The organism is Calditrichia bacterium, from assembly GCA_020634975.1.
In the GTDB taxonomy this organism is placed as follows: Bacteria; Calditrichota; Calditrichia; order RBG-13-44-9; family J075; genus JACKAQ01.
In genome coordinates this window covers 1,169,929-1,194,150 of the sequence record JACKAQ010000001.1, presented here as the reverse complement: position 1 = coordinate 1,194,150, position 24,222 = coordinate 1,169,929, and the positions used below count along the sequence as shown (strand labels likewise).

The following is a 24,222-nucleotide window of genomic DNA, read 5'->3' as shown; positions in this document are numbered from 1 at the left end:
CGGGAATATGAATCATGAAAAAATTTGTTTTATTATTCAGTATGTTGATCATTTTTTGGGGAATTGTGGGATGTTCCGGTAAAAATCCGGTAAAGCCGCCCGAAGAAAAAAGTTATGCAGAATTTGTCGAAGACGGTTGGAACGCTTTCCAGGCAAAGGATTATGATGCCGCAATTGCGCATTTTCTGGATGCACGGGATAAAGCAAACCAGATTGAGGCAATCGCAGGCTTGGGGTGGTGTTATCTGGTAAAAGGGAATCTTGCAAATGCCAATTCTGTTTTGAACGAAGGCTTGAGCATGTCCGGCAACCGCGAGGAAATCTTCTCCGGGTTGGCGTTCACGCGAAACGGGATGAAAAATTTTACGGTATCCAACCAATTTGCGGATTCGTTGTTGAGCGCCAAGCCTAATTGGTCATTTTCCAATGGTTTACCGCTGACAGTTTTATCTGTTTACACCCTGAAATCGATCAATTATTTTTTGCTTGGGAATTTCACGGATAGTTTGATTTGGATCCAAAAAGTTGACGGATCGTTCAATCCGGATATCAGCACCACCGAAGGGATGACTACCTTGGCTCAAAAAATTGAATCGGAATCATTTGTGTTAACCGGAATTTTTGCACAATAAACAATTGAAAATAATAAAATTATGAAAATAACCGACATCCCCGGCATCGAAGTCGGGCACAGCACGCACGACACGGAAGCAACCGGCTGCACCATGATTTTGTGCCGCGAAGGCGCAATCGCCGGTGTGGATGTGCGCGGTTCCGCACCCGGCACCCGCGAAACGGAATTGCTTCGCCCCACATTTATGGTGCGTAAAATTCATGGCATTATGCTCAGCGGCGGCAGCGCATTCGGATTGCGAACGGCAGATGGCGCCATGCAGTGGTGTGCGGAAAACGCGATCGGATACGACGCTCGCGGAATTATCGTACCGATTATTCCCGCAGCGATTATTTTCGATTTAACGAATGAACGCAACACTGATTTTCCCAGCGTTCAAATGGGCTACGATGCATGTGCCAATGCCGGGAAAAATTTTGCAGAAGGGCAGACCGGCGTTGGGCGTGGCGCGATGGTCGGGAAAATTATGGGACGAGAATTTGCGATGAACGGCGGCGTCGCCAGTGCTGCGACGGAGTTACCCGGCGGTATTCGTGTCGGTGCGATTGCCGTGGCGAACGCACTCGGCGATGTGATCGATCCGGCAAACGGGCAAATTGTCGCCGGTGTGCGAAATCCCGATGGCAGCGGTTTTGCCAACACGCTGCACACAGTGATTCGCGGCGGTTTCCCGACGGAAGCGGACGGTACAAACACTACGCTTGCGGTTGTGGCAACCAACGCGAAATTCACAAAAGAAGAAATCAACAAAATAGCCCAGATGGCCCAAAACGGCATCGCCCGTTCTACGCGTCCGGCGCACACGATGCACGATGGCGACGTGGTTTTTGCCCTCAGCACCGGCGAATTAGCAGCGGATGTGAGCATCGTTGGCGAAGTTGCCGCGCAAATGGTTGCGGCGGCAATTGTGCGTGCTGTTCAGTTGGGGAATAAAATCGGTGAGTGAATAAAACGGTTTGTAAATATCTGTAATTTATAGATTTAGTGATCGTGTGAGTGGTCCGCAGCGGGGCAGTGGGTATGCAATTTCCAGTTTCGCCAGTGGGCGGTGACAATAAAAATCGCGCCGATTGGCAGGATGATGAACTCGTATTCATGGTGAAAAATTAATTTGCTCAGGAAAATAATGCCGATACCAATCGTAAACAGCACAAACGGCAACAGCTTGCGGTGTGCGTGACGATAGCCGTGGCTCAACGCCCAAATTCCCACAACAAATGCCAGTGCGATCATAAAAAATTCAAATTCATGTGACCACAAAAAACCGAGCCCGACAGCGCTCATCAACGGCAAAATTACCGGCACCAGCGCACAATGAATAGCGCACAGCAGGGATGCCGAAATTCCCAATTTATCCAAATTATAACGATCCGCAATTTTCAAAACGAATGTTCCCACAGGTTAATGCCCTCGATTAAATGTAAACGATCTTACGTCTGTTTTTGCAACAGGGTTGCAAATATAGTTTTTCTAAAGTGAAATTGCAACAAAGTTGCAAAAAAAGTTGGATATTCGTTTTTCGCTTGCCTAATCACAAAACAGTGGATAAAATTTACTGTTAAATAAAATTCAATCGTTTCCGGTTGAAGCTGATTTCTGGATCAAACATGTGGCTGATAAAATGAATGCACTGACCGTAAAAACCTTGCGAACCCATCAGATTCGCCCGACCGAAAAACGACTGGCGATTTTAAGCGCATTTCAACAGAATAATTATGCGATGAGCCACGCGGATTTGGAGCGGGAATTGGGGGTGAATTGTGACAGGGTTACGATTTACAGAACGTTGGAAACATTTGAAACTAATGGACTTATCCACAAAATCGTTGATGATTCTCCGGTGACAAAATATGCACTCTGCCATCCGGAGGATTGCTCTGCACATCAGCACAACGATCAGCATTTGCATTTCCAGTGCCGCCGTTGCGGACACACATTTTGCCTCCCGCTGATCAAAATTCCGGAAGTGGATTTACCGGAAGGCTATCAGCTGGATTCGCTGTCGATGGTTGCGGAAGGGTTGTGCAAACCCTGCGCAGCGCTCGCCAACAGCTGATGTTTATTTCGAAATCAACAGCACTACCGACCGTTCACCAACCGTATAAATTTTTTGATTTTGCAAAATTTCTTCTTTCCCGATGGGTAAAATATCCTCCGGGGATACCAAACTGGTGTCCATCGCGCGGTGCCATTCGCGCCCGCTTCGGGTGCCGGGCAGCTCAAAGCTGAGCGAATCCCAATAGGAATTGGCGATGAGATACATATCAAAATCCGCGGGATTGCTGTGCAAATGCATGCCCAGCGAACGTGATCCGGCGGACCAATCCGGCTGGTTCAATCGCGTACCGTGCCAAGTGATCAAGGGCGAAGCGGCACCGTGGGCGCGATCGTAACTGGCGCGGCGCAGGTTCGGGTGCTCTTTTCGGATGTGAATCAGCTGTTGAAAAAAACGCAATAAATCGCCGGAATCGCGGTTGCGTTGCCAATCCATCCAACCGATTTCGTTGTCCTGGCAATAGGCGTTGTTGTTCCCGTGCTGGGTTCGCCCGAGTTCGTCGCCAGCGAGCATCATTGGCACGCCGTGGGAAAGCATCAGCAGCGCGGCCATATTTTTCATCTGCCTCAGGCGCAAATTGCTGATGGCGTCATCATCCGTTGGTCCTTCTGTGCCGCAATTCCAACTGTAATTGTCGTTCGTTCCGTCGCGATTGTTTTCGCCGTTGGCGAGATTGTGTTTGTCGTTGTAAGTCACCAAATCGCGCAAGGTAAATCCGTCGTGACTGGTGATAAAATTGATGCTGTGAAACGGTTCGCGCCCGTCATCTTCATATAAATCTTCGCTGCCGGCCAGCCGTGCGGCCAGCGCGGGAACCATCCCGGCGTCACTTTTCACAAAACGGCGGATGTCATCGCGATATTTGCCGTTCCACTCCGCCCATCGTCCCCATGCGGGAAATTCGCCAACCTGATACAATCCGGCGGCATCCCACGCTTCGGCGATGAGTTTGGTATTTGCCAAAATCGGATCGCCCGCGATGCGCTCGATCAGCGGCGGGTTTGCCAGCACGCTTCCATCCTGCCCGCGTCCCAAAATGGATGCAAGATCGAACCGGAAACCATCAACATGCATTTCGGTCACCCAATAGTGCAGGCAATCGATAATCAGATCGCGCACCACCGGATGGTTGCAGTTCATCGTATTTCCGCAGCCGGAATAGTTGTGATATTCTCCGGTAACCGGATCGATGATGTAATAAATCCCGTTGTCCAATCCCCGGAAATTGTAGGTTGGCCCATCTGCCTGACCTTCGGCGGTGTGGTTGAAAACAATATCGAGAATAACTTCGATGCCCGCTTCGTGCAGCGCTTTTACCATTTCTTTAAATTCGCGAACCGGTCCGTCATTTTGGTTGTCGTGCGCGTACGAGGCTTTCGGCGCGAAAAACCCGATCGAATTATATCCCCAAAAATTGAGCAGCCGCTGCCCGGTTTGGGGATTGTAGCGATCGCCTTCGCCCTCTTCAAATTCGTTGATGGGCAACAGTTCCACTGCGGTAATGCCCAATTTTTTCAGATACGGGATTTTCTCGATTACCCCGCGAAAAGTGCCGGGATGTTGCGCTCCGGCGCTGTGGTGCTGGGTGAATCCGCGAACGTGCATTTCGTAAATCACCGAATCCGCCAACGGCGTGTTCAGCGGTTGATCAAATCCCCAATCGAAGCCGTCGTCATCTACCACCAGGCAGCGCCGGGTGTTTTTTTGCGAAACCACTTTTTGTCCGCGCCGGTTGTGCAACTGCCCCCATTGCGGCGATCCGGAAAACGCTTTCGCGTACGGGTCCAGCAACACAATCGCCGGGTTAAAATAATGGATGTGCGGCGCCGTATTCGGCTGGCGATCCATCCGGTAGGCATAGCGGATGCCCGGATCGATACCGCGAATAAAAATATGCCAGACATCGCCGGTTTTGTTGTATCGCGGGTCCAGCCGCAGCTCGATGAGCGGATCGTGTTCACCCTGCGTATACAGCACCAATTGAACGGACGTGGCATGTTTGGAGAAAACGGAAAAATTAATTCCGTCGCGTTTGATGGACACACCCAACGGCAGCGGCGCACCGCGGGAAACGTCAAAATTATCGTTGATTACCTTAAATAAACGGCTCTGGATATCGTGAGTCGTCGGCATTTCTTCCCCTGTTGTTGTCGATTGCTGAAGTGGGGAATATACGGTTTTTTGATCAAATAAATCCATTTTAGATAAACTTTGCTATGTATGTGAATAGGTTGCGCTGCCCAATTTTTGCTGGCAGAATTGGATGATTTGCTGAATTTGGGGCAGCTCCGCCGGATTGGCGTTCGGATGTCCGGAAATTGCCTGAAAACCGTCCAGCGCGTCCGCGAAGTTGCCGGTGTAAATGAGCGCCAGCGAACCGCTGTACAGCCCGATCAAATTGTCCGGGCTGATTGCCAAACATTCGCCGGCGAATGCCGCAGCGTTGCGATAATCATTTTTTGCCAGCGCAATTTGGGACAATTTGGCGAACAGTTTTTCCCGGATTTCCGACGGTAGCGCATTGCCGTTTTCCAGAGCGATTTGCAGATGTTTTTCGGCAGATTGAAAATCGCCCGTATCTTTGTAGCTCGATCCTAAGTGATAGTTTAAATACGCATTTAGCGGATCAGATTTTACGGCACTTTCCAACAATTGAATGTTTCGTTGCAGCCGGTTTTGCCCACCCTGAACATCCGTTTGGGCGTAGCCGTGATGTAAAATAGTCACGTCAGCGGTTTCGATGTTGCCGCCGTTTCGCTCGATCGCCGGACGAATTTGTTCGTGAATGCGCCCTTCGTAGCGAAATTCCGGGCGATTGCGGAACAGCCGCGTCAGATAAAATTCCTGAATTTGCATCAAATCGCCGGCCGGCATCCGGTTGCGCACCGGTAACCGGAACGCATCTGCGTTGGTTTCGCTTAATTGCTGCCGCAATGGTTGGGCAATTTCGTTCGGATTCAGCAATTCTTCATCAGCATCCAGCACCAAAATCCATTGCCCGTTTGCGCGGGAAATGGCCGCATTTTTGGCTGCGGAAAAATCATCCTGCCACGGTTCGGTGAATAATTTTGCACCCGCATTTTTGGCGATATCCTGCGTTCCGTCGCTCGATCCGGTGTCCACAACAATCATTTCATCCACCAGATTTTTGACGCTGCCGAGGCAACGCGGTAAATTTGCAGCTTCATTTTTAACAATCATGCAGAGCGAGATTAAAATATTATTTTTGCTCATTTTAAAGTCCTTTTTCTAAACACTTATTTTTCCGGAAACGTAGAATTCCGGAAAAATCTTCAATCAAAATATGGTTGCGTTCAAAAAGATCATCGGCATCGCACCGGAATAGTTGACACATTCCCTTTTGCATTTGGGGGCAAAATTTGTTATGATTCAGGCTATCTTTTCACTTGAAATTGCAAAAGGGGACATTGCAAATGAGCGTGGTTTTGGTAACAGGTTCCGGCGGTTTGATCGGGTCGGAATCGGTGAAGTTTTTCCACGAGTTAGGTTTTTCGGTTGTCGGGATTGACAACGATATGCGAAAATTCTTTTTTGGCGACGAAGCCTCCACCCGTTGGAATGTTGAGCGACTCAAATCGAATCTCAAAAATTACACCCATTTTGATGCGGATATCCGCGATGAAACAGCGATTGGCGACATTTTCAACAAATATCGCAGCGATCTTAAATTGATCATTCACACCGCCGCGCAGCCGTCGCACGATTGGGCAGCGCAGGACCCGTTCACGGATTTCACGGTGAACGCCAACGGCACGTTGAATTTGCTGGAACACACCCGCCAAATCGTGCCGGATGCCGTTTTCATTTTCTGTTCCACCAACAAAGTTTATGGCGATACACCCAATCGCCTGCCGTTGGTGGAGCTGGAAAAACGTTGGGAAATCGCTGAGAATCACCCGTATTTTTCCGGCATTACAGAAGATATGAGCATTGACCAGACCAAACACTCGCTGTTTGGCGCATCGAAAGTGGCGGCGGATGTGCTGGTGCAGGAATACGGTCGCTATTTCGATATGAAAACCGCTATTTTCCGGGGCGGTTGCCTCACCGGACCGAGCCATTCCGGCACGCAGTTGCACGGTTTTTTGGCATATTTAATGAAATGCACGATGACCGGACAGCCATACACGGTGTTCGGTTACAAAGGCAAACAGGTGCGCGATAACATTCACAGCTACGATTTGGTGAATGCGTTTTATCATTTTTACCAGTCGCCGCGTGTGGCGGAAGTTTACAACGTTGGCGGCAGTCGCCACAGCAATTGCTCCATGCTGGAAGCTATCGATTTGTGCCAGAAAATTACCGGTCGCGAACTGAACTGGACATATAGCGAAACCAACCGCATCGGCGATCACATTTGGTGGGTCGGCAGCGTGCAAAAATTCCGCAGCCACTTTCCAGATTGGGATTTCAAATATAATGTTGACGGCATTTTGCAGGAAATGTATGCGGAAAACCGCGGTCGCTGGCAGTAAGTTGATTCGCTATTGACAGCAAAAAGTCTGACTTTCAGTAAAAATACACCTATATTCAAAGTGTTATTAAATATGAGGTTGTGTTATGAAAAAAATTGTAGATGTGAAAGTAAAAAAACATTTTGTCATTTGGTTGAAATATGCGGACGGTGTGTCCGGCGAAATTGACTTGAGCAGCTACGCCAAAAAAGGCGTATTCAACATTTGGGATGATACCGCCGTTTTTGAAAATGTCTCTATCGGTGAATTTGGTGAATTACGCTGGACAGATGAAGTAGAGCTTTGTGCGGATGCGCTTTACCTGAAATTAACCGGCCAGAAACCGGAAGATTTGTTTAAACAGTTATCAAAAGAGTCGGTAAATGCCTGAAATCAGCCGCTTTTATGGCATTATTATTCGGATGTATTTTGACGATCATGCACCACCACATTTTCACGCATATTATGGTGAACATGAAGCCTTAATTGATCTGAATACACTTGCTGTTTTATACGGCAAATTGCCTGCCCGTGCGTTGGGGCTGACCGTTGAATGGGCGAATCTGAACCAGGCAGCTTTGCTGAATGCCTGGGAGAAAGCCAAAAATCTGGAAGATCCTGGCAAGATCGATCCGCTGGTTTAATTTATATCATTAGTATTAAGTTGAACAATAACAATAGTTTGAAGTTGAAAATATCACTCGTAATCCCGGCATATAACGAAGAAGGCTCCATCCGTGCGACGGTGAAAGACATCGTTTCGCGATTGAACGCGGAGCAAATTCCGCATGAAGTTTTGGTGGTGAACGATAACAGCAAAGATGACACCGAATCCGTGTTGCAACTGCTTTCGCGGGAATTTCCGACCTGCCGATACATAAACAACTCGCCGCCCAACGGCATCGGTCTGGCGATCAAAAGAGGGCTGGAAAATTACAGCGGCGACGCCGTTGCCATCGTGATGGCAGATGGCTCCGACGCGCCGGAAGATATCGTGCAATACTACCGCGAATTGCAAAAAGGTGTTGACTGTGTGTTTGGCTCGCGGTTTATCAAAGGCGGAAAAGTGATCGATTACCCGCGTCACAAAATGGTGCTGAATCGCCTGGCGAATTGGTTTATCGAAGTGCTGTTCGGCATCCGGTTTAATGATACCACTAACGCTTTCAAAGCCTATCGCCGGGAAACGATTGACGGCATTCGCCCGATTTTGTCCTATCATTTTAACATCACCGTGGAGTTGCCGCTGAAAGCAATCGTGCGCGGTTACAATTACAGCGTCGTGCCGATCAGTTGGAAAAATCGCGCTCACGGCGTTTCCAAATTGAAAATAAAGGAAATGGGCAGCCGTTACCTGTTCATGATTTTGTATATTTGGCTGGAAAAATCGCTCGCTCGCGGCGATTACAAAAAGCGTCCGGAAACCACCTCGCTCGAAGTCGGTAAGTAGAATATTCGTTGTTAAATAAATATAATTTGTCGAAACGGAAGCGTTTGGTTTTAAGCACAAAACTAACAGCCGCACCCTAATTTTTTAATATCAGGCTTGGGATAATTGCATGAAAACGAAATCCATCAATAAAGTTTTGGTCGCTAATCGCGGCGAAATAGCCGTTCGGGTGATGAACGCCTGCCGGGAAATGGGCATCACCTCGGTTGCCGTTTATTCGGAAGCGGATGCCAAAGCCAAGCACGTGATTATTGCGGACGAATCCGTGCTGATCGGTCCGCCGCCGGCGCTGGAAAGCTATCTGAACATCGAAAAAATTGTTGAAACTGCCAAATCTACCGGCTGCGATGCGGTGCATCCGGGATATGGATTTCTTTCGGAAAATGCCACTTTTGCCCGCGCCTGCCGCGATGCCGGATTGATATTTATCGGCCCTTCCGCAGAAGCGATGGAAGCCGTCGGCGACAAACTGACCGCCCGCCAAACCATGATTGCCGCAAAAATTCCGGTAACGCCGGGTGTGGAAATCGAGGGGGAATCCATCGACTGGATTCGTGAAAAAGCAGCCGATATCGGTTTCCCGGTGATGATCAAAGCATCCGCCGGTGGCGGCGGAAAAGGCATGCGGGTTGTGCACGATGCGGATTCGCTGCCGGATGCTATCGAATCGAGCCGCCGTGAGGCAAAATCCGCCTTCGGCAACGATACGGTTTATATGGAAAAATTCATCGAAAAACCGCGTCACGTGGAATTTCAGGTGTTGGCGGATACGCACGGAAATGTGGTGCATCTGTTCGAACGGGAATGCTCCATCCAGCGGCGGCACCAAAAAATTATCGAAGAAACGCCATCGCCCGCGCTGGACGAAAAGCTTCGCCAAAAAATGGGCGAAACCGCCTGCCGCGTGATGACGGCTGTGAATTACACCAACGCCGGGACAGTCGAGTTTTTACTCGACGAAAACCTCAATTTTTATTTTTTGGAAGTAAATGCGCGTATTCAGGTGGAGCATCCGGTCACGGAAATGGTGACCGGCATCGATCTCGTAAAACAGCAAATTAGGGTTGCCGCCGGCGAAAAATTGCCGTTTTCGCAAACGGATTTGCGCCAAACCGGGCATGCCATCGAGTGCCGGATTTACGCCGAAGATCCGGAGAATAATTTTTTCCCGTCCATCGGCAAACTGCTGTTTCTGAAAGAACCCGCGGGCCCGGGCATTCGGGTCGATTCCGGCGTTTACAGCGGCGTGGACGTTTCTCACTTTTACGATCCCATCCTCTCCAAGCTCATTGTTCATGCGGAAAACCGCACGCTCGCCATCGAAAAAATGCAAACCGCGTTGTCCGATTACGTTGTTTTGGGCGTGAAAACCGGCATCCCGTTTATGAAAGCGGTTTTGGCTCATCCCGCTTTTGTGTCCGGCGATGTAGATACCGGCTTCATCGCGAAGCATTTGCCCCAATGGAAAAACGCTGTTGATGACGATACCGTTCTGCTCGCCGCGACGGTTGCTGCATTGGCGGATCAGCCCAAAAAACAGGATGTTATGAATGGATTTGGCGCATCCCGACCGGCTTCTCCGTGGCAATTGCTGGGCGATTGGTCGTTGTTCCGCTAATGAATAATTTTTCTCCAAAATGAATTAAATTTTAATAAAAATATCCGATAGTGTATAAATTAAGAAAAAACACGATTTGGGATAGGCTTTTTTGCACCCTTTAAAAAACAGGATTGCAAAATCGCTATGTAGATCACACGCGAAAAGTGACACAAATCATAGCTTATCCCTCGCATCGTGCTTTTCCAGACAGGTGGTTCTATGCAACAAAAACAGTTTCGTTTTAACGGCGAAAATTTTCCCGTAAAAATTATTGAGCAAACGAACGGGCAAGTTTCAGCAGTAGTGAAAGATGCAACGCTGGATTTGCAATTTGAGAAAATCGATGCGAATACCTTCTCTATCATCCGGAACGGGCGACGCCAAACGGCGCATTTCGCCAGCGACAAAGACAGCGTGTTTATCGCAATCGACGGCAAAACCTATATTTTTGAACGCGGCGAAGCAAACCGCCCCGGATTTGCCGCCGGAGACAGCGGAGATGGTGCAACAGCAAACGAAATTTCCGCACCGATGCCCGGTAAAATTCTCAAAATGCTGGTGAAAACCGGCGATGATGTGCGGCAAAATCAGACACTGTTTATCGTGGAAGCAATGAAAATGGAAAATGATGTTAAATCGCCGAGAGACGGAAAAATCAGCGAGATTTTGCATCAGGAAAACGACCTGGTTTCTGTGGGGGATGTGATTGTGGCGCTCCAACCCGTGGAAGCCAATTAAGGCATTCGAAATCCGACATTTTTTAAAGGAAACAAAATGAAGCGATTGTATTCACTTTTAGTGATTTTTTGCATGCTATTCGGCATATCCGGCAGCTTGCAGGCACAGTTACCGGATGTAACGGTCGATCTTAGCCTGATCAATCCGGAAGCCATTATTTTTACCGCCGGTGATCTGGATTTGACAAATTCCGGTGATATCCCCCCGTTTTTTAACCTAACCGTAACATCCAATACCGAAAGCACTTTACGCATAAAATTGGAATTGCGGGTGCTGGCAAATGGGGTTCAAATTGTTCGCGGTGAATCGAATGAAATTGACTTACCGCCGGGCATTGTTATTGTCACAAATAGCCAATTATTAAGTATGGGTGTTCCGCTGGTGAATGGCCAAACCCTGGAATTGGATATTGATGATAACGATATCGATTATAATGCGGTTGATAATCTGGAAGAAGCCATTTTGAATACCGGCTTTTTACCTGCCGGACAATATGATTTTTTGATGAGTGCAATTCTCGTCAGCGACGGTAGCGTCATTGGTGATGATAACCCGGATCATACCTTGTTCATCAGCAACCCGACATCCATCGAGCAACAGTTTCCGGGACGTTCTGTTTCCGAAAGCATTATTGAAGAAATCAACACGATTTTTCCGTATTTTCAATGGTATGCAGATGCGGTTCCCGGTAGTGTTACCTTCAACTTTTATGTGTACGAAAAGCAGCCGGAAGATTTTAATATTCAGGATGTGCTCAGCCACCAACCGATTTTACATATTCAAAATTATCAAAACAGTTTCATCCAATATCCCACAGACACAAACCCGGTGTTGAGCTCCGGGCAGGTTGTAGGTCCCGTGCGCTTGCTGGAAAACGGCAAAACCTATTACTGGCAAGTGGAATCGGTGATTCCAACCGCGACGAACAACATTGTTCTGCAAAGCGATATTTTCCGGTTCAAAGTAGCGGATGATGTGCAGGGCATCAATTATTCCCCGCAGATTGTCACGTTTTTGCGGCAGATTTTGGGACCGGATTACGAAGGCGCGTTGCAATCGCTGTTGGAAAATGGATTTGAGCCAAATGGCACCATTACAATGGATGGCAGCACCGTCGAAATCAACCAATTGTTGCTGCTGATTTCCCAATTTCAATCGGGCAAATTGAAATTGAAAAAAGTAGAAGTTTACTAAAAATTATTGAAAATCAACGTCTTCGCAGTATGCGGATAACATTACGGATTGAGTGAGACAAACAAATGAGAGAACAATCAATTTATCAACGTGCGTTGGGTTTGCTGGGCATTTGGCTGCTCATTGGGCTGTTTCCGCTGTTCGCGGCGGAAAAAATCGCTGTCATCGTGAAAATGAAGGGCGATGTCCGGGTGACTCCGAAAAGCAGTTTCAAAAGTGCTGCTGCCAAAAAAGGGCAAATTTTGCAGGACGGCGACAAGCTGGAAACCAGCGCAGATGCATTCTGCGCCATCAAATTTCTGGATGATAAAAGCCTGATGCGCATTCGCGAAAACTCGGTGTGCACCATCGAAGGGAAGCGCGACGGTGGCTCAATCACGAAAAACATTTTCTCTGAAGTCGGGTCGTTTTTCTTCAGCTTATTCCAGCAGCCCAAAAATTTCACGGTGACGACACCGACATCTGTAGCATCGGTGAAGGGCACGCAATTTTGGGTTTTGCAGCGCCTCCAATCCGGCGAAACTCGCTACATCACCACAGACGGAACGGTTGAAGTGAGCAATCAGGCCGGAAAAGTATTGGTTCGGAAAGGGCAAACCGCCGTGGTTTTATCGCGATCCAGCATGCCGGAAGTACGTTTGACGCGAACCGGCGATATCCCGCCGGACCTCAGCGGCGGCGCCGGCGCGATCCGTCAGCTGGAATTTGAATTTACCGATGAAAGTGGGCAAAAAAGAGTGATGAGAATGCAAATAGAAGGTCAGGAATGATATGAAGCGACTATCCTGGAAATGGCTTTTGATTATGGGTTGCCTGCTATCGCTGCAAGTGTTGGCACGCGGGCGGGTGCAAATTGATTTTACCGGACAGCCATATCTCGATGAAAAATTACGGCTGCAGGTCGAAATTGAGGTTGGCAGAACCGGCTACCTGCCGCTGCGCGAAGTGCGCATCCACTACCGGAATTATGGCGAAAATAACTTTCGCTCACAGGTGATGCTGCCGGAAGGCTTGCGCTATCTTGCCAGCGTCGATTTATCCGACCAAACCGGGCAAATGGTAGAATATTTCCTTTCAGTGGAATATGCGGACGGCGCTTTCCAGTTTTATCCGGAAGACGGCCCGGAAAGCGAATTGATGCAAATCGCCGTGAATCAGGATTTCGATTCGGGTGACGGCATTGTGGTAATCACGCCGGAACCGGGCGAAATTATTTACGCGGATGAATTTTTGCTCACCGCATCTTTTTTTGGACTGAGCAGCCAGATCGATCATGAACGCACCAAAGTTTTTCTCGATAGTTACGATGTGTCGCGATCGGAATTTTTGCAAAAATTTGATGATTTTATCTCGTTTGCGCCGCGCCGGATTCCACCCGGTTCCCACACCTTGCGGGTGGAATTATACAGCTTTTCCGGTCGATTGCTGACCCAAAAAGAATGGCAATTTTCCGCAACACCGCGCAAAGGTCCCGCGCCAAAAACCAGCAATTTTGATGTTACCGGTAATTTTTTCGCGGAAACCCGAAACGAAAATCTGGTGGATGGCACCCAAAAACGCGAATACAACAAAACCGGATTGCGCATCGAAGCCGGCACCGAGCAATACACCTTCGGCGGACGGATTTATCTCTCCAATCAGGAAGATAGCCGTTTGCAGCCGGTAAATCGCTACAGCGGATTTGCCCAAACCAACTTTTGGAACGAACGCTTTTTGCGGTTGAACGCCGGTGACACCTATCCGCAGCTCAACCAGTTTTTGCTGAATAATATTTTTATTCGCGGATTTCACGGGCAGCTATATTTGAAATTTATCAATTTTGATTTTACAACCGGGCAAACCGTTCGCGGTATCGAAGGCGATTCCGTTGCTGTAACGACAATTGTTCCCGGCACTTTTGAGCGCGAAGTTACGGGGATGCGCCTGAGTTTCGGCACCCGGAAAAGCTTCCAGTTTGGGATCACTACCACCAAAGGAAAAGACGATCCCAACTCCATCAAATATGGTAACAAACCGGAAGAAACCGCTGCCGGTGGGTTGGATGTATTTCTGGCAACGCCCAACCGCAAATTTATTGTGGAAGGCAGTTTCAACGCCAGTTCTTACAACCCGAACATACTCGATGGCGAAAGTATTTCATATGATACGCTGCAGGCGCTCGGTACCGATATCGACAGAAAATTGTATGATTTCGTAACCGGATTTATCACGGTTAACGAAAATCTGGTGGTTTTGCCCTCGTTCGCCTATCACGGAACGGTGCGGCTGAACGTAGCGAACAACAATCTCGCCGTAACCTACAAACGGGTGGATAGCCAGTTTCGTAGCCTCGGCCAGCCGTTTTTGCTGCGCGATACTAAAGGCATCAGCATTACAGATAATATTCGCATGTTCCAGAATCAGCTGTTCCTGAACTTGCGGTATCAGGATTACGAAAACAATCTCGGCAATGTGAAACCGGCGACAACCGATAATCGCACGATGTCTTTCAACGTGTCGTATTTCCCGTTGCAGAATTTTCCGTCACTGACATTTGGCTACAGTAACTACAAACGAAACAATGGTTTAGATGCAAGCAGCTCGCTGGCTTTGGCGGAAGATAATTCCACAAATACCATCCAGTTTTCAACTAGCTACGGCTTTTTGTTTACTGGTTTGCGCCACAATTTTACCCTGAATGTGCTCAATTACAACCGCACCGACGAAACAGCTTCCGGGTTGGATAACCTTTCCAATACATTTTCATTTTTGCTGCAAACCCGTTACGCCATCCCGCTGAAAAGCCGGTTGGAATTCAATTTCCAACAGAACGAAAATACAGCGGCAAATGTGAACAGCAGCGAGCTTTCGCTGAATTCGTTTGGCGGCGGGCTGGAATATACGTTTAACGGCGTGTTCGATCCGCAGGGTGATTTGGTGTTGGCGCTCAACGGGCGTTACGGTTTGGTAAATACGGATATCTCAACACTGGACCCCACAGATCCGACAGGAGCCAGCTTTATCAACAATAATTTTGATTACAACCGTTCGTTCGTGAACGCACGGATTATCTTTTCGCTGCCCGATTTTGGTCGGCTCTCACTCAATGGCGATTGGATCAGCTATTCCGGTGATCGCGATTTCCGCGATTATCTGCTGACCGCACGTTACGATATCAATCTGTAATTGAAAAACGGCGGCTAAGCATTTGCTAATATTTGCTTTAGCCGCTTTCTGTCAACTGTTATTTGGCACTTTGGTCTATGAAGAAAAGCACCGTCGTTATCCTGATTGCCGTTGCCGCATTTGTGCTGTCGCTTTTTTTTAGCAAAGCCACACCTGCGCTCGAATCGTTGGAATTTACCACGTTAGACTGGCGATTTTTGCTTCGCGGCAAACAGCCGGTAACGGATTCCCCGGTTGTGCTGGTTACGATCGATGATGAATCGTTTGAAGCATTGCCGGATCGCTGGCCCTGGCCGCGTTGGTATTACGCACGCGCCATCGAAAACCTCACCAAAGCCGGTGCCCGTGTGATCGGCATCGACGTCATTCTGGATCGTCCGGATACCCAAAATGCCAAAAGTGATTCGCTGCTCGCGGAACAGTTGCAGCTTTCCGGTCGCGTTGTATTAGCCCACAAATTGGAGCGACACAGCCGCCAAAATACCTATGCATATCTTGTTGATCCCATCGACATTCTCAAAAATGCCGCAAATGACCGGCTTGGACTTGTTTCTGTAGAAACAGATCCCGACGGTATTTATCGCCGGTATCCGGTTGTTCAGCGGTATCAGGACAATTGGCTGACCTCTTTTTCACTGGAATTGATCCGCAAATACCGCGATTACAGCCAGGATTTGACCCCGGAAATCAGCGCCAAAGGTCTTGATTTCGGTGATTTTATGGTTCCATTTTACGATGCCGCAACCATTTTGATCAACTTTGCCGGACCGCGCGCGTCTTTTCCGCAATACTCATTTGCATCGGTAATTGATGATGAGCGGTTGGATTTGGGTGAGGAATACGACCTCAATTATTTTAACGAAACGTTATTGCCGGAAGGCGTATTCAACAACAAAATTGTGATCATCGGTTCCACGGTTGCGGAACTGCACGATAATTTTCCCACCCCGTTTTTGAACGCGGACGGACAATCCGCGGAAACGCCCGGTGCCGAAATTTTGGCAAATGCGGTAAACACCATTTTGTCCCAACAATATTATCAAAAAGTTTCGCCACTGCTGACATTGCTGTTGGTGCTATTGCTGATTGCCGTAATTACTGCACTCAGTTTGCGCTTTTCGGCGATCAAATCTGCAATTGCCGCCGGTGCGATAGTTGTCGTTTACATTACCGCCGTTTTTCTGCTGTTTGTGAAAATGCAGGTGGTGATGGAGATGGTTTTTCCGGTATTTGCACTTGCGCTAACTTTTGGCAGTGTAACGGTTTACAGCTATTATGTGGAACAGCGGGAGCGCCGGCGGGTGACTGATGCATTCGGTCACTACGTTTCGCCAAAATTGGTGAAGGAACTGGAGCGAAACCCTGAAAAACTGGTGCTCGGCGGCGAAGAACGGGTGATCACCGTGATGTTTACGGACATCGCCAATTTTACGACCATCGCCGAAACGCTCGGACACCGCGAACTGGTGCGGCTGCTCAATGATTACCTCACCGAAATGTCCGAGATTGTGCTAAAATTGGACGGCACAATTGACAAATATATTGGCGATGCGATTATGGCGGAATTTGGCGCGCCGCTTCACTACCCGGATCATGCCACAAAAGGCTGCCTTGCCGCGCTGGAAATGCAAAAACGATTGAAAGAATTATCCCACGAGTGGTTGCGCACCGGACGCCCGACAGTCGCCACGCGCATCGGCATCAGCACCGGAACGATGATTGTGGGGAATATGGGATCGCCCAAAAAATTCAACTACACGGTCATCGGCGATGAAGTGAACCTCGCTGCGCGGTTGGAAAGCGCGAACAAAACATTCGGCACCGGCATTATGATCAGCGAGGCAACCTACCATTTTGTGAAAGATATGATGATCACGCGCCCGCTCGACCGGTTGATTGTGAAAGGCAAAAGCAAACCCGTCAACGTTTACGAATTGATTGCCAAAAAAGGCGACAAACTACCAAATTTGCTGGAAAGCATTTTGCCGCTGTATCACCACGGCATTCGATATTACGAGGAGCGCGAGTGGGAAAACGCCGAATCCGCGTTTCGCAAATGCCTGCGCCTCATGCCCGATGACGGCCCATCCAGCCTGTATCTCAAACGCGTGCAGGAATTTGCCAAAAATCCCCCGCCGCCAAACTGGAACCGCGTGTACCAGATGACCACCAAATAGCCGATTGCGCTGGCATTTCGGCTACTTCCGTTGTATCTTACCTTCCAAAAAACAATGTGTTAGCAATAAAAAAACTGAATATGAAAACCGTCGTTTTGTCGAAGATTTTCCCGATTTTGTGTTGCCTGATGTTGTCCGGCATTTTATCCGCACAGGATGCAACTTCCGCTCGATCAGAGTTGCAACAGCTGCGGTCAGAAATTTCCGATCTGGAAAGCAAGCTGAAATCGGCATCCAGCAAGCTGCAAAATGAGATGGAAAATCTCAAAAATTTTGATCAGCAAGTGAGTTTGACGACCAAAGCCTTACGCCTGCTGCGCAATGAAATTCGCCAGAGTGAACGGGAACTGGTCGTGCTAAACACCCAAATTGATTCGCTGAACGGACAAATCCGACGGCTGCAAGGGTTGCTCCGCGAGCAGGTGGTTTTCGCCTACAAATACCAGCGTGATCGCGAATGGGACTGGTTGCTCGGATCGGAAAATTTTAATCAGGCGGTGGTGCGCTATCGCTATTTTCAGTCGGTTTCGGATAACGGACAACGCATGTTCGAACGGTTGAAAACGAAACAGGCGGAGCTGGAAACCCTGCAATCCGCACGGGTAACCGCGTTGGAATCCCAAAAACAAATGGCCAACGAAAAAGCGGCAGAGCAAAAAGCGTTGGAAAAAAAGCGGGTTTCCCGGCAGGCGTTGGTGGATAAAATTTCCCGGAACACAAAATTATATGAGCAGGCGATTGTCACCAAAAAAGAAAGCGCCTCGCGGTTGCAAAATTTGATTGCATCATTGCAGCGCGAACGCGACGGCAGCAGCGCGCCAACGGAAATTCGCCCGGAAATTGACTGGAGCCGCGTAAAAGGTAATTTTGCCGGTCAGCGCAAAAAATTGAATTGGCCGGTTGAAGGGAAAATCGTGCACCCGTTTGGCAATTATAAAAATCCCCGGTTGAAAACCGTTTTGGTGAACAACGGCATCGATATTCAGGCGAAAAAAGGTGCAGAAGTGCGCTGCGTTTTTTCCGGCGTTGTGAGCACAATTACCTACATCAGCGGTTTTGGCAATACGATCATTGTTGATCACAACAACGGGTATTACACGGTTTACGCACATTTGGATGAGGTGCTGGTCAACAAATTTCAGGTGGTGGATGCCGGAACAATTCTCGGTACTGTGGGCGACACCGGCTCGCTGGAAGGCGCCAAACTACACTTTGAGATTTACGGAAACAACCAGCCGCAAAACCCCACGCTTTGGCTTAACAAATAAATAAACATTACGGATTTACAGCAATTCCCCAATAATTGAATGTTGCGGGTTTCCAACCGGGTAAATACATTGTATCCATTTTAGCTATGGTAAATCCTGCATTTTCAATAATTTGTGGCACCTGGCGATTGAGGTTGCATCCCCCGCTGAAAATTTTCCAAACCGGATTCAACCTGTTTTGCCAACGTCGGACGCTCGCATCCGGAGCGATGCCGTGCTCGCAAAACAGCAGTTTGCCGCCGGATTTCAGCACACGGCGGGCTTCTGCCAACGCTGTGTCAACCGCAGGAATGGTGCACAACGAGAAGGTGACAACGATGGTATCGACGCTACGATTCCCCAACGGCACATCTTCCGCACCGTTTTCGAGATAGTCCAATTTTGCCGGAAATTCCCGAACCGCATTTTCAGCAAGCGACCACATTTCGCGGGATGGCTCCAGCGCCCACAACCGTTTGATTTTGGCGGGATCGTAAAACGCCAGATTCCTGCCGGAGCCGAAACCGATTTCCAGCACATTACCTTCGGCAAGCGGTACAATTTTTTTGCGCTGTTTCATCACCGGACCGATGCCGCAAGTGTGATGAACAACTTTCGGTAAAATGTATTTTTCGTAAAGATTCATGATCTTTTTTGACTGTTTTTTGTGGTGACCAAGCTGGATTTTAACGACTTATCAAATGTTGCAGAAAAGGTTTTTATTCATTTTGTCACTCCCGCGAAGGCGGGAATCTCCTGCCCGAAAATAAAATCATCCTCAAAACCGGTCAATCACCGTGATGCCGGTGCCGCTGAACGAATCCATTTGGGTGAGTGCAATTGCTGCTTCGGTGAGCGAGATGGTTTTGCCGATCAACCGTTCCGGCTGCAATTTTCCGGCGGCGATCATCGCCAGCAACGTCGGGTATTTGTGCGCCTGCAACCCGTGGCTGCCCACAATTTCCAACTCGTTGGCAATCACTGTGTCCATCGGGATTTTTGGATGACGGTGATCGCCGGTCATCAATCCAACCTGCACATGTTTGCCGCGCTTTCGCAAATTGGCGATAGAATTGAAACAGGTTGTCGCGCTGCCCAGCGCATCGATGGACACATGCGTCCCGCCATCGCTGATTTCCCGAATTTGCCCGACCACATCCGGCGAAGTTGCTGCGTTCACTGTGGCAATCGCGCCGATGTTTTTCGCGAATTCCAATTTTTCATCGGAAATATCGACTGCGATGACATTCGCGCCGAGTGCGTTGGCAATCATGATCGCCGAAAGCCCGACGCCGCCGCAACCGTGCACTGCCACCCACTCTCCGCCGGAAACCCGACCCTGCGCAACGACTGCGCGAAACGATGTCACAAAACGGCAGCCGAGACTGGCGGCAGTCACGACATTCATCTCATCCGGCAAGCGAACGAGGTTGACATCGGCATAATCGATCGCCACAAATTCCGCAAACGACCCCCAATGGGTGAATCCCGGCTGAAACTGGTGATCGCAAATCTGGTGATTGCCGGAAACGCACTGCGGGCAACTGCCGCATCCACCCACAAAGGGAACGGTTACGCGATCGCCGATGCGCCAGCGCGTCACATTTTTTCCGGTTGCGACGATTTCGCCGGCCAATTCGTGTCCCGGCACATGCGGCAACCGGATGTCCGGATCGTGCCCCATCCAGCCGTGCCAATCGCTGCGGCACAGTCCGCTGGCTTTCACCGAAATAACCACGCCGCTCGGCGATGGCGCTGGATCGGGCAGATTTTGCAGTGAAACCGGCCCGCCAAATGTTTCGTAATATAACGCTTTCATGCGGATTCCTATTGTCAATATTGCCACGAAAAATAGCGGGATTCCCATCCGGAAGCAAGGTGCCTTTTGTCAAAATTGGCGTTGCCATGCGGGATTTTTTGCAAAACAGTTCTTTGCTGACTATATTGAAAGCGGCCAATTTAAACAGGATATAAAATGTCTAAGCTTGTGAATATAATGATTTTAGCCAAAATGATTTTATTGGTGCCAATGTTGACGTTTTCGCAAACGGTGGCGATCGATATCAATGATTTCGCCTGGCTGCGGGGCGACTGGCAGCGCGAATCGTCAAAAAGCATCACCAAAGAATCGTGGCGTCGGGTCAGTGAAACGGCGCTCGAAGGTAGCAGTTCGCGGGTGTCCAAAGCCAGCGGCGAAACGATTTTCGGCGAATCGCTGTTGCTGACGAAAATGGGCGGCGATATTTTTTACATCGCTAAAGTGGCGGAAAATGCGCTGCCGATCCCGTTCAAATTGGTCAATTTTTCGGAAACCGAAGCGGTTTTCGAAAATCCGGCACACGATTTTCCACAACGGATTCGCTATCGCCGCGATGGCGAAAACGCGTTCACGGCAATCGTCGAAAAAATCGAAACATCGGCGGAAATGCAGCAACGCATCGAATTTTCGTTCGAAAAAATCAATCCACAAACTTTTCCCGAAAAGGAGCAATCCATGAAAAAAGCAACCGGCATCGGCGGCATATTTTTTAAATGTGAATCACCCGAAAAAATGCGTGAGTGGTACGCCGAACATCTCGGATTGGTGACCAACGAATACGGCTCGATGTTTGAGTTCCGCACTGCTGAAAATCCCGACAAGATCGCTTATTTGCAGTGGAGCCCGTTTTCGCAAAACACCAAATATTTTGAGCCATCCCAAAAGCAATTTATGATCAATTACCGGGTGGAAAATATCGAAAAATTGGTGGAGGAACTGCGCGCCGCCGGTGTGGAAATTTGCGATGAAATTGAGACATTCGATTACGGCAAATTTGTGCACATTATGGATCCGGAAGGCAATAAACTAGAATTGTGGGAGCCGGTTGATGACGCGTTCACCGAACAGAATGAGAGCGAATCATCGGATTGATTTTTTTGTAATTACGACTGTAGAAATTCCACCATCTGGTGGCCGGAAATTTGCGCCAACCCTATTTGACCAGCGCTTTTTTGATCGACTTGATGAGCGCTGGTCCCTCATAAATAAATCCGGTGTACAGCTGCACCAACGATGCGCCGGCTTCCAGCTTTTCGAGCGCATCTGCGGCGGAGTGGATGCCGCCAACACCGATGATCGGGAACGCGCCGCCGGATTTCCGGTGCAGATAGCGAATTACTTCGGTGGAGCGTTCGCGCAGCGGTTTTCCGCTCAATCCGCCCGCACCGATTTCTGAAATTTTGCCTGCCGGCGTTTGCAGATTTTCTCTGGAAATAGTTGTGTTTGTTGCAATTACACCGTCAATTTTTACGGTTTTCACGATGTCGATGATGTCGTCCAACTGCGAATCGCTCAAATCCGGCGCAATTTTTAGCAGCACCGGTTTTGCCGGCGATTTTTGGTGATTCAACGATTGGATGCGCTGCAACAAAGCGGTTAGCGGCTCTTTATCCTGCAGCGCCCGCAAATTTGGCGTGTTCGGCGAACTGACGTTGACCACAAAATAATCCACACACGGATACAGGATTTCGAAACATTTTTCATAATCCGCAATGGCATCATCGTTGGGCGTAACTTTGTTTTTGCCGATGTTTCCGCCGATCAGCACATGCCGTTTGTTCATTCGCAACCGCAGGGCGATGGCAGACATGCCGTCGTTGTTGAACCCCATTCGATTGATGATGGCGTTATCCGCGCGCACCCGGAACAGGCGTGGCTGCGGATTTCCCGGTTGCGGTTGTGGCGTCACCGTTCCGATCTCCACAAACCCGAATCCCAAATCACCCAATTGGCGATACAGCTCCGCATTTTTGTCGAAACCGGCAGCCAACCCCACCGGATTTTTGAACGTGAGCCCGAACAATTTGCGTTCCAGCGACGGGTGCTCGAATCGATACACCCATTTCAAAATGGTGCTGACAAACGGCAGCCGCAGCAAAATAAACGTAACATTGTGCGCAATTTCCGGCGAGAGTAAAAAAAGCAGTGGTCTGATGAGCGATTTATACATGTTTTTCAAAGGATAAAGGATAACGGATAATTATTTAATGTCGGGGACGCGGCATTGACGCGCCCGAATTTAGCGACTTTCTTTCTGGATATCATTCAGCAAGGCTTGCTGGCTTTCCAGATTTTCTTTTAATTTTTGGCGAATTTTACGGCTGTTTGCCAGCGTGCTGTCAATATTTTGCGAAGCCAGCGAAAATTCCTGCGTTTGCATTTCACCATCCAACGATCGGGTGCGTTGATCGAGAACCTCACCGGTGGTTTGCAGCGCTGCTTCCATCTGCGTCAGCAGCGAATCCGCAGCCATGGTATCTTGTTGCATTTGCTCAATTTGTCGCTTCCATTTGATGAAGCCAAAATCGGCCTCCACAAATCCGGCGCGAGTGAGGATGCTGTTGAATCCTTCCGGAAAAATCAGCAGCAAAATCAGGCAGATGACCAAAATAACTTCCCGCAGCGAAGTGAAGATATCTTTAAGAACGGCGACGTTCTGTTTCAGCCAATCCAGCAAATTTCCCATTTTTTACACCTCTATTTTTTGTGTGGTGATTCAGTTTTCTCAACTTTTTCCAATGCGGAAATGGTGGCAGCAACCGTGCCATATGCCGGCGCCAGAAACCAGCCGATCAGCGGAATTGCCAGCAGCAGCATAAATCCGCTGCCAACGCCCAAAATTCTCCCGCGATGAAGTTTCGCGAAATGGACGCTTTGTTTCACGGAAAAACGTTTGCGTTCCAGCACGCAATCCATCAATCCGAAGCCGCCGTAATAGGCTTGGATCATCAAAATGAGCGCTGTCGAGACCACCGCGCCGATGACCGGAACGAATACCAGCGGCCAAACGATCGCAGTTAAAACGAGCGTAAACAACAAGTTGCGTAGATTTATTGTGATGCCGCGTCCCAAATCCTGCAGCGTTCGGGCAATGGAAAATCCTTCGGCGGATTGATGCCCGAGCAGCACTTCCGTTTTTTCGGAGAGATGCCCCAAAATCGGCGCCAAAAACGCCAGCGTGATGTGTTTATACGTCATAAACGCCAACAGCACCAGCAAAATCCACAGCAGAACCATTGCGATTGCGCGGGTTGCATCGCCGCGAAGCGATTCCGGCAGCGCATATTGAACGAGCGTGTTCGCCCAATTATCAAAATAAACGCCACCAAACCAGATAATCGCAATCACCACCGCGATGCTCAGGATGCCCGGAATAACCAGAAATCGCCACAATCGATGGCGGATGATCACCCGGTGAGCATTGCCGTACGACCGCAATCCGCGAAAAAATTCCGCAATCATGCCGGCCATCCGACGAAATGTTGTGTCATTTGATTCAGCATCACCAAAATTACGGAATTATTTTCAATAAAAAAGGCCGAATCGGTGATTTCAGGGCAGGTAAAGTGAATTGTTCAATATACTTCTGAAAAAAAAGTTCAGGAAAAAAATCCCGTTTTCCGATGATAGTACCATTGAATTGAAAGTAAAAGGGATTGAAATATGG

23 protein-coding genes are annotated in these 24,222 nt (G+C 48.8%); 15 read left to right on the top strand and 8 right to left on the bottom strand.

The window, feature by feature from the left end:
• Positions 1-14: 14 nt before the first annotated feature.
• Positions 15-632 carry a tetratricopeptide repeat protein gene (locus H6629_04770; protein MCB9067103.1) on the top strand — a complete coding sequence of 206 codons (618 nt, stop codon included), beginning with the start codon at positions 15-17 and terminating at the stop codon, positions 630-632.
• A 21-nt stretch (positions 633-653) separates the two neighbouring features.
• Positions 654-1,580: a P1 family peptidase gene (locus tag H6629_04765; protein ID MCB9067102.1), complete on the top strand. Its 927-nt coding sequence runs from the start codon at positions 654-656 to the stop codon at positions 1,578-1,580.
• A 35-nt stretch (positions 1,581-1,615) separates the two neighbouring features.
• Here H6629_04765 and H6629_04760 read toward each other — a convergent pair whose 3' ends face one another.
• The gene (locus H6629_04760; GenBank protein ID MCB9067101.1) at positions 1,616-2,032 is read right to left on the bottom strand and encodes a MerC domain-containing protein; all 417 of its coding nucleotides are present in this window, start codon (positions 2,030-2,032) and stop codon (positions 1,616-1,618) included.
• Positions 2,033-2,255: 223 nt separating this feature from the next.
• Between H6629_04760 and H6629_04755 the strand changes: the two genes are divergently transcribed.
• Complete coding sequence (locus H6629_04755) at positions 2,256-2,690, top strand: transcriptional repressor (protein ID MCB9067100.1); 435 nt, start codon at positions 2,256-2,258, stop codon at positions 2,688-2,690.
• A gap of 3 nt (positions 2,691-2,693) precedes the next feature.
• Here H6629_04755 and glgX read toward each other — a convergent pair whose 3' ends face one another.
• Both glgX and H6629_04745 read right to left on the bottom strand, forming a co-directional pair.
• Positions 2,694-4,823, bottom strand: a complete 2,130-nt coding sequence (glgX, locus tag H6629_04750; GenBank protein MCB9067099.1) for a glycogen debranching protein GlgX — start codon at positions 4,821-4,823, stop codon at positions 2,694-2,696.
• A gap of 81 nt (positions 4,824-4,904) precedes the next feature.
• The gene (locus tag H6629_04745) at positions 4,905-5,924 is read right to left on the bottom strand and encodes a glycosyltransferase (GenBank protein ID MCB9067098.1); all 1,020 of its coding nucleotides are present in this window, start codon (positions 5,922-5,924) and stop codon (positions 4,905-4,907) included.
• Positions 5,925-6,124: 200 nt separating this feature from the next.
• Between H6629_04745 and H6629_04740 the strand changes: the two genes are divergently transcribed.
• The 11 genes from H6629_04740 (at position 6,125) to H6629_04690 (ending at position 18,757) form a co-directional block, all read left to right on the top strand.
• The gene (locus H6629_04740) at positions 6,125-7,186 is read left to right on the top strand and encodes an NAD-dependent epimerase/dehydratase family protein (GenBank protein ID MCB9067097.1); all 1,062 of its coding nucleotides are present in this window, start codon (positions 6,125-6,127) and stop codon (positions 7,184-7,186) included.
• Positions 7,187-7,271: 85 nt separating this feature from the next.
• Positions 7,272-7,556, top strand: coding sequence for a DUF2442 domain-containing protein (locus tag H6629_04735; GenBank protein MCB9067096.1), 285 nt, complete (start codon positions 7,272-7,274; stop codon positions 7,554-7,556).
• The gene (locus tag H6629_04730) at positions 7,549-7,809 is read left to right on the top strand and encodes a DUF4160 domain-containing protein (GenBank protein MCB9067095.1); all 261 of its coding nucleotides are present in this window, start codon (positions 7,549-7,551) and stop codon (positions 7,807-7,809) included. The genes H6629_04735 and H6629_04730 overlap by 8 nt, the downstream gene beginning before the upstream one ends.
• On the top strand, positions 7,719-8,615 hold the full coding sequence (locus H6629_04725; protein ID MCB9067094.1) for a glycosyltransferase family 2 protein: 897 nt from the start codon (positions 7,719-7,721) through the stop codon (positions 8,613-8,615). The genes H6629_04730 and H6629_04725 overlap by 91 nt, the downstream gene beginning before the upstream one ends.
• Positions 8,616-8,724: 109 nt before the next feature.
• On the top strand, positions 8,725-10,233 hold the full coding sequence (accC, locus tag H6629_04720) for an acetyl-CoA carboxylase biotin carboxylase subunit (GenBank protein MCB9067093.1): 1,509 nt from the start codon (positions 8,725-8,727) through the stop codon (positions 10,231-10,233).
• A gap of 201 nt (positions 10,234-10,434) precedes the next feature.
• On the top strand, positions 10,435-10,953 hold the full coding sequence (locus H6629_04715) for a biotin/lipoyl-binding protein (GenBank protein ID MCB9067092.1): 519 nt from the start codon (positions 10,435-10,437) through the stop codon (positions 10,951-10,953).
• Positions 10,954-10,989: 36 nt separating this feature from the next.
• Positions 10,990-12,147, top strand: coding sequence for a hypothetical protein (locus tag H6629_04710; protein ID MCB9067091.1), 1,158 nt, complete (start codon positions 10,990-10,992; stop codon positions 12,145-12,147).
• A 65-nt stretch (positions 12,148-12,212) separates the two neighbouring features.
• Positions 12,213-12,917 carry a FecR domain-containing protein gene (locus H6629_04705; protein MCB9067090.1) on the top strand — a complete coding sequence of 235 codons (705 nt, stop codon included), beginning with the start codon at positions 12,213-12,215 and terminating at the stop codon, positions 12,915-12,917.
• A gap of 1 nt (position 12,918) precedes the next feature.
• Entirely contained in the window at positions 12,919-15,312 is a 2,394-nt protein-coding gene (locus tag H6629_04700; protein ID MCB9067089.1) for a hypothetical protein, read from the top strand.
• 77 nt (positions 15,313-15,389) lie between these two features.
• The gene (locus H6629_04695) at positions 15,390-17,489 is read left to right on the top strand and encodes an adenylate/guanylate cyclase domain-containing protein (GenBank protein ID MCB9067088.1); all 2,100 of its coding nucleotides are present in this window, start codon (positions 15,390-15,392) and stop codon (positions 17,487-17,489) included.
• Positions 17,490-17,569: 80 nt separating this feature from the next.
• Positions 17,570-18,757, top strand: coding sequence for a peptidoglycan DD-metalloendopeptidase family protein (locus H6629_04690; GenBank protein MCB9067087.1), 1,188 nt, complete (start codon positions 17,570-17,572; stop codon positions 18,755-18,757).
• A 7-nt stretch (positions 18,758-18,764) separates the two neighbouring features.
• Here the strand turns inward: H6629_04690 and H6629_04685 are convergent, their stop codons facing one another.
• Together H6629_04685 and H6629_04680 are read right to left on the bottom strand one after the other, a co-directional pair.
• Entirely contained in the window at positions 18,765-19,382 is a 618-nt protein-coding gene (locus tag H6629_04685; GenBank protein MCB9067086.1) for a class I SAM-dependent methyltransferase, read from the bottom strand.
• A gap of 132 nt (positions 19,383-19,514) precedes the next feature.
• A complete protein-coding gene (locus H6629_04680; protein ID MCB9067085.1) occupies positions 19,515-20,555 on the bottom strand; it encodes a zinc-dependent alcohol dehydrogenase family protein in 1,041 nt (346 codons plus the stop codon).
• A 675-nt stretch (positions 20,556-21,230) separates the two neighbouring features.
• Here H6629_04680 and H6629_04675 point away from each other — a divergent pair.
• The gene (locus H6629_04675; GenBank protein ID MCB9067084.1) at positions 21,231-21,647 is read left to right on the top strand and encodes a VOC family protein; all 417 of its coding nucleotides are present in this window, start codon (positions 21,231-21,233) and stop codon (positions 21,645-21,647) included.
• Positions 21,648-21,708: 61 nt separating this feature from the next.
• Here the strand turns inward: H6629_04675 and H6629_04670 are convergent, their stop codons facing one another.
• The 3 genes from H6629_04670 to H6629_04660 all read right to left on the bottom strand — a co-directional run bounded on the left by H6629_04670 (position 21,709) and on the right by H6629_04660 (position 24,017).
• A complete protein-coding gene (locus tag H6629_04670; GenBank protein MCB9067083.1) occupies positions 21,709-22,725 on the bottom strand; it encodes a quinone-dependent dihydroorotate dehydrogenase in 1,017 nt (338 codons plus the stop codon).
• Positions 22,726-22,794: 69 nt separating this feature from the next.
• A complete protein-coding gene (locus tag H6629_04665; GenBank protein ID MCB9067082.1) occupies positions 22,795-23,241 on the bottom strand; it encodes a hypothetical protein in 447 nt (148 codons plus the stop codon).
• 11 nt (positions 23,242-23,252) lie between these two features.
• Positions 23,253-24,017: an EI24 domain-containing protein gene (locus tag H6629_04660; protein ID MCB9067081.1), complete on the bottom strand. Its 765-nt coding sequence runs from the start codon at positions 24,015-24,017 to the stop codon at positions 23,253-23,255.
• Positions 24,018-24,222: the final 205 nt, after the last annotated feature.

What these genes read in the sequence shown, in the direction of transcription:
- H6629_04730 (MCB9067095.1), top strand. Translation starts at nt 7,549, where the DNA reads ATGCCTGAAATCAGCCGCTTTTATGGCATTATTATTCGGATGTATTTT.
- H6629_04740 (MCB9067097.1), top strand. Translation starts at nt 6,125, where the DNA reads ATGAGCGTGGTTTTGGTAACAGGTTCCGGCGGTTTGATCGGGTCGGAA.
- H6629_04735 (MCB9067096.1), top strand. Translation starts at nt 7,272, where the DNA reads ATGAAAAAAATTGTAGATGTGAAAGTAAAAAAACATTTTGTCATTTGG.
- H6629_04675 (MCB9067084.1), top strand. Translation starts at nt 21,231, where the DNA reads ATGAAAAAAGCAACCGGCATCGGCGGCATATTTTTTAAATGTGAATCA.
- H6629_04770 (MCB9067103.1), top strand. Translation starts at nt 15, where the DNA reads ATGAAAAAATTTGTTTTATTATTCAGTATGTTGATCATTTTTTGGGGA.
- H6629_04715 (MCB9067092.1), top strand. Translation starts at nt 10,435, where the DNA reads ATGCAACAAAAACAGTTTCGTTTTAACGGCGAAAATTTTCCCGTAAAA.
- H6629_04710 (MCB9067091.1), top strand. Translation starts at nt 10,990, where the DNA reads ATGAAGCGATTGTATTCACTTTTAGTGATTTTTTGCATGCTATTCGGC.
- H6629_04755 (MCB9067100.1), top strand. Translation starts at nt 2,256, where the DNA reads ATGAATGCACTGACCGTAAAAACCTTGCGAACCCATCAGATTCGCCCG.
- H6629_04680 (MCB9067085.1), bottom strand. Translation starts at nt 20,555, where the DNA reads ATGAAAGCGTTATATTACGAAACATTTGGCGGGCCGGTTTCACTGCAA.
- H6629_04700 (MCB9067089.1), top strand. Translation starts at nt 12,919, where the DNA reads ATGAAGCGACTATCCTGGAAATGGCTTTTGATTATGGGTTGCCTGCTA.
- glgX (MCB9067099.1), bottom strand. Translation starts at nt 4,823, where the DNA reads ATGCCGACGACTCACGATATCCAGAGCCGTTTATTTAAGGTAATCAAC.
- H6629_04660 (MCB9067081.1), bottom strand. Translation starts at nt 24,017, where the DNA reads ATGATTGCGGAATTTTTTCGCGGATTGCGGTCGTACGGCAATGCTCAC.
- accC (MCB9067093.1), top strand. Translation starts at nt 8,725, where the DNA reads ATGAAAACGAAATCCATCAATAAAGTTTTGGTCGCTAATCGCGGCGAA.
- H6629_04670 (MCB9067083.1), bottom strand. Translation starts at nt 22,725, where the DNA reads ATGTATAAATCGCTCATCAGACCACTGCTTTTTTTACTCTCGCCGGAA.
- H6629_04685 (MCB9067086.1), bottom strand. Translation starts at nt 19,382, where the DNA reads ATGAATCTTTACGAAAAATACATTTTACCGAAAGTTGTTCATCACACT.
- H6629_04725 (MCB9067094.1), top strand. Translation starts at nt 7,719, where the DNA reads ATGGGCGAATCTGAACCAGGCAGCTTTGCTGAATGCCTGGGAGAAAGC.
- H6629_04705 (MCB9067090.1), top strand. Translation starts at nt 12,213, where the DNA reads ATGAGAGAACAATCAATTTATCAACGTGCGTTGGGTTTGCTGGGCATT.
- H6629_04690 (MCB9067087.1), top strand. Translation starts at nt 17,570, where the DNA reads ATGAAAACCGTCGTTTTGTCGAAGATTTTCCCGATTTTGTGTTGCCTG.
- H6629_04765 (MCB9067102.1), top strand. Translation starts at nt 654, where the DNA reads ATGAAAATAACCGACATCCCCGGCATCGAAGTCGGGCACAGCACGCAC.
- H6629_04695 (MCB9067088.1), top strand. Translation starts at nt 15,390, where the DNA reads ATGAAGAAAAGCACCGTCGTTATCCTGATTGCCGTTGCCGCATTTGTG.
- H6629_04665 (MCB9067082.1), bottom strand. Translation starts at nt 23,241, where the DNA reads ATGGGAAATTTGCTGGATTGGCTGAAACAGAACGTCGCCGTTCTTAAA.
- H6629_04745 (MCB9067098.1), bottom strand. Translation starts at nt 5,924, where the DNA reads ATGAGCAAAAATAATATTTTAATCTCGCTCTGCATGATTGTTAAAAAT.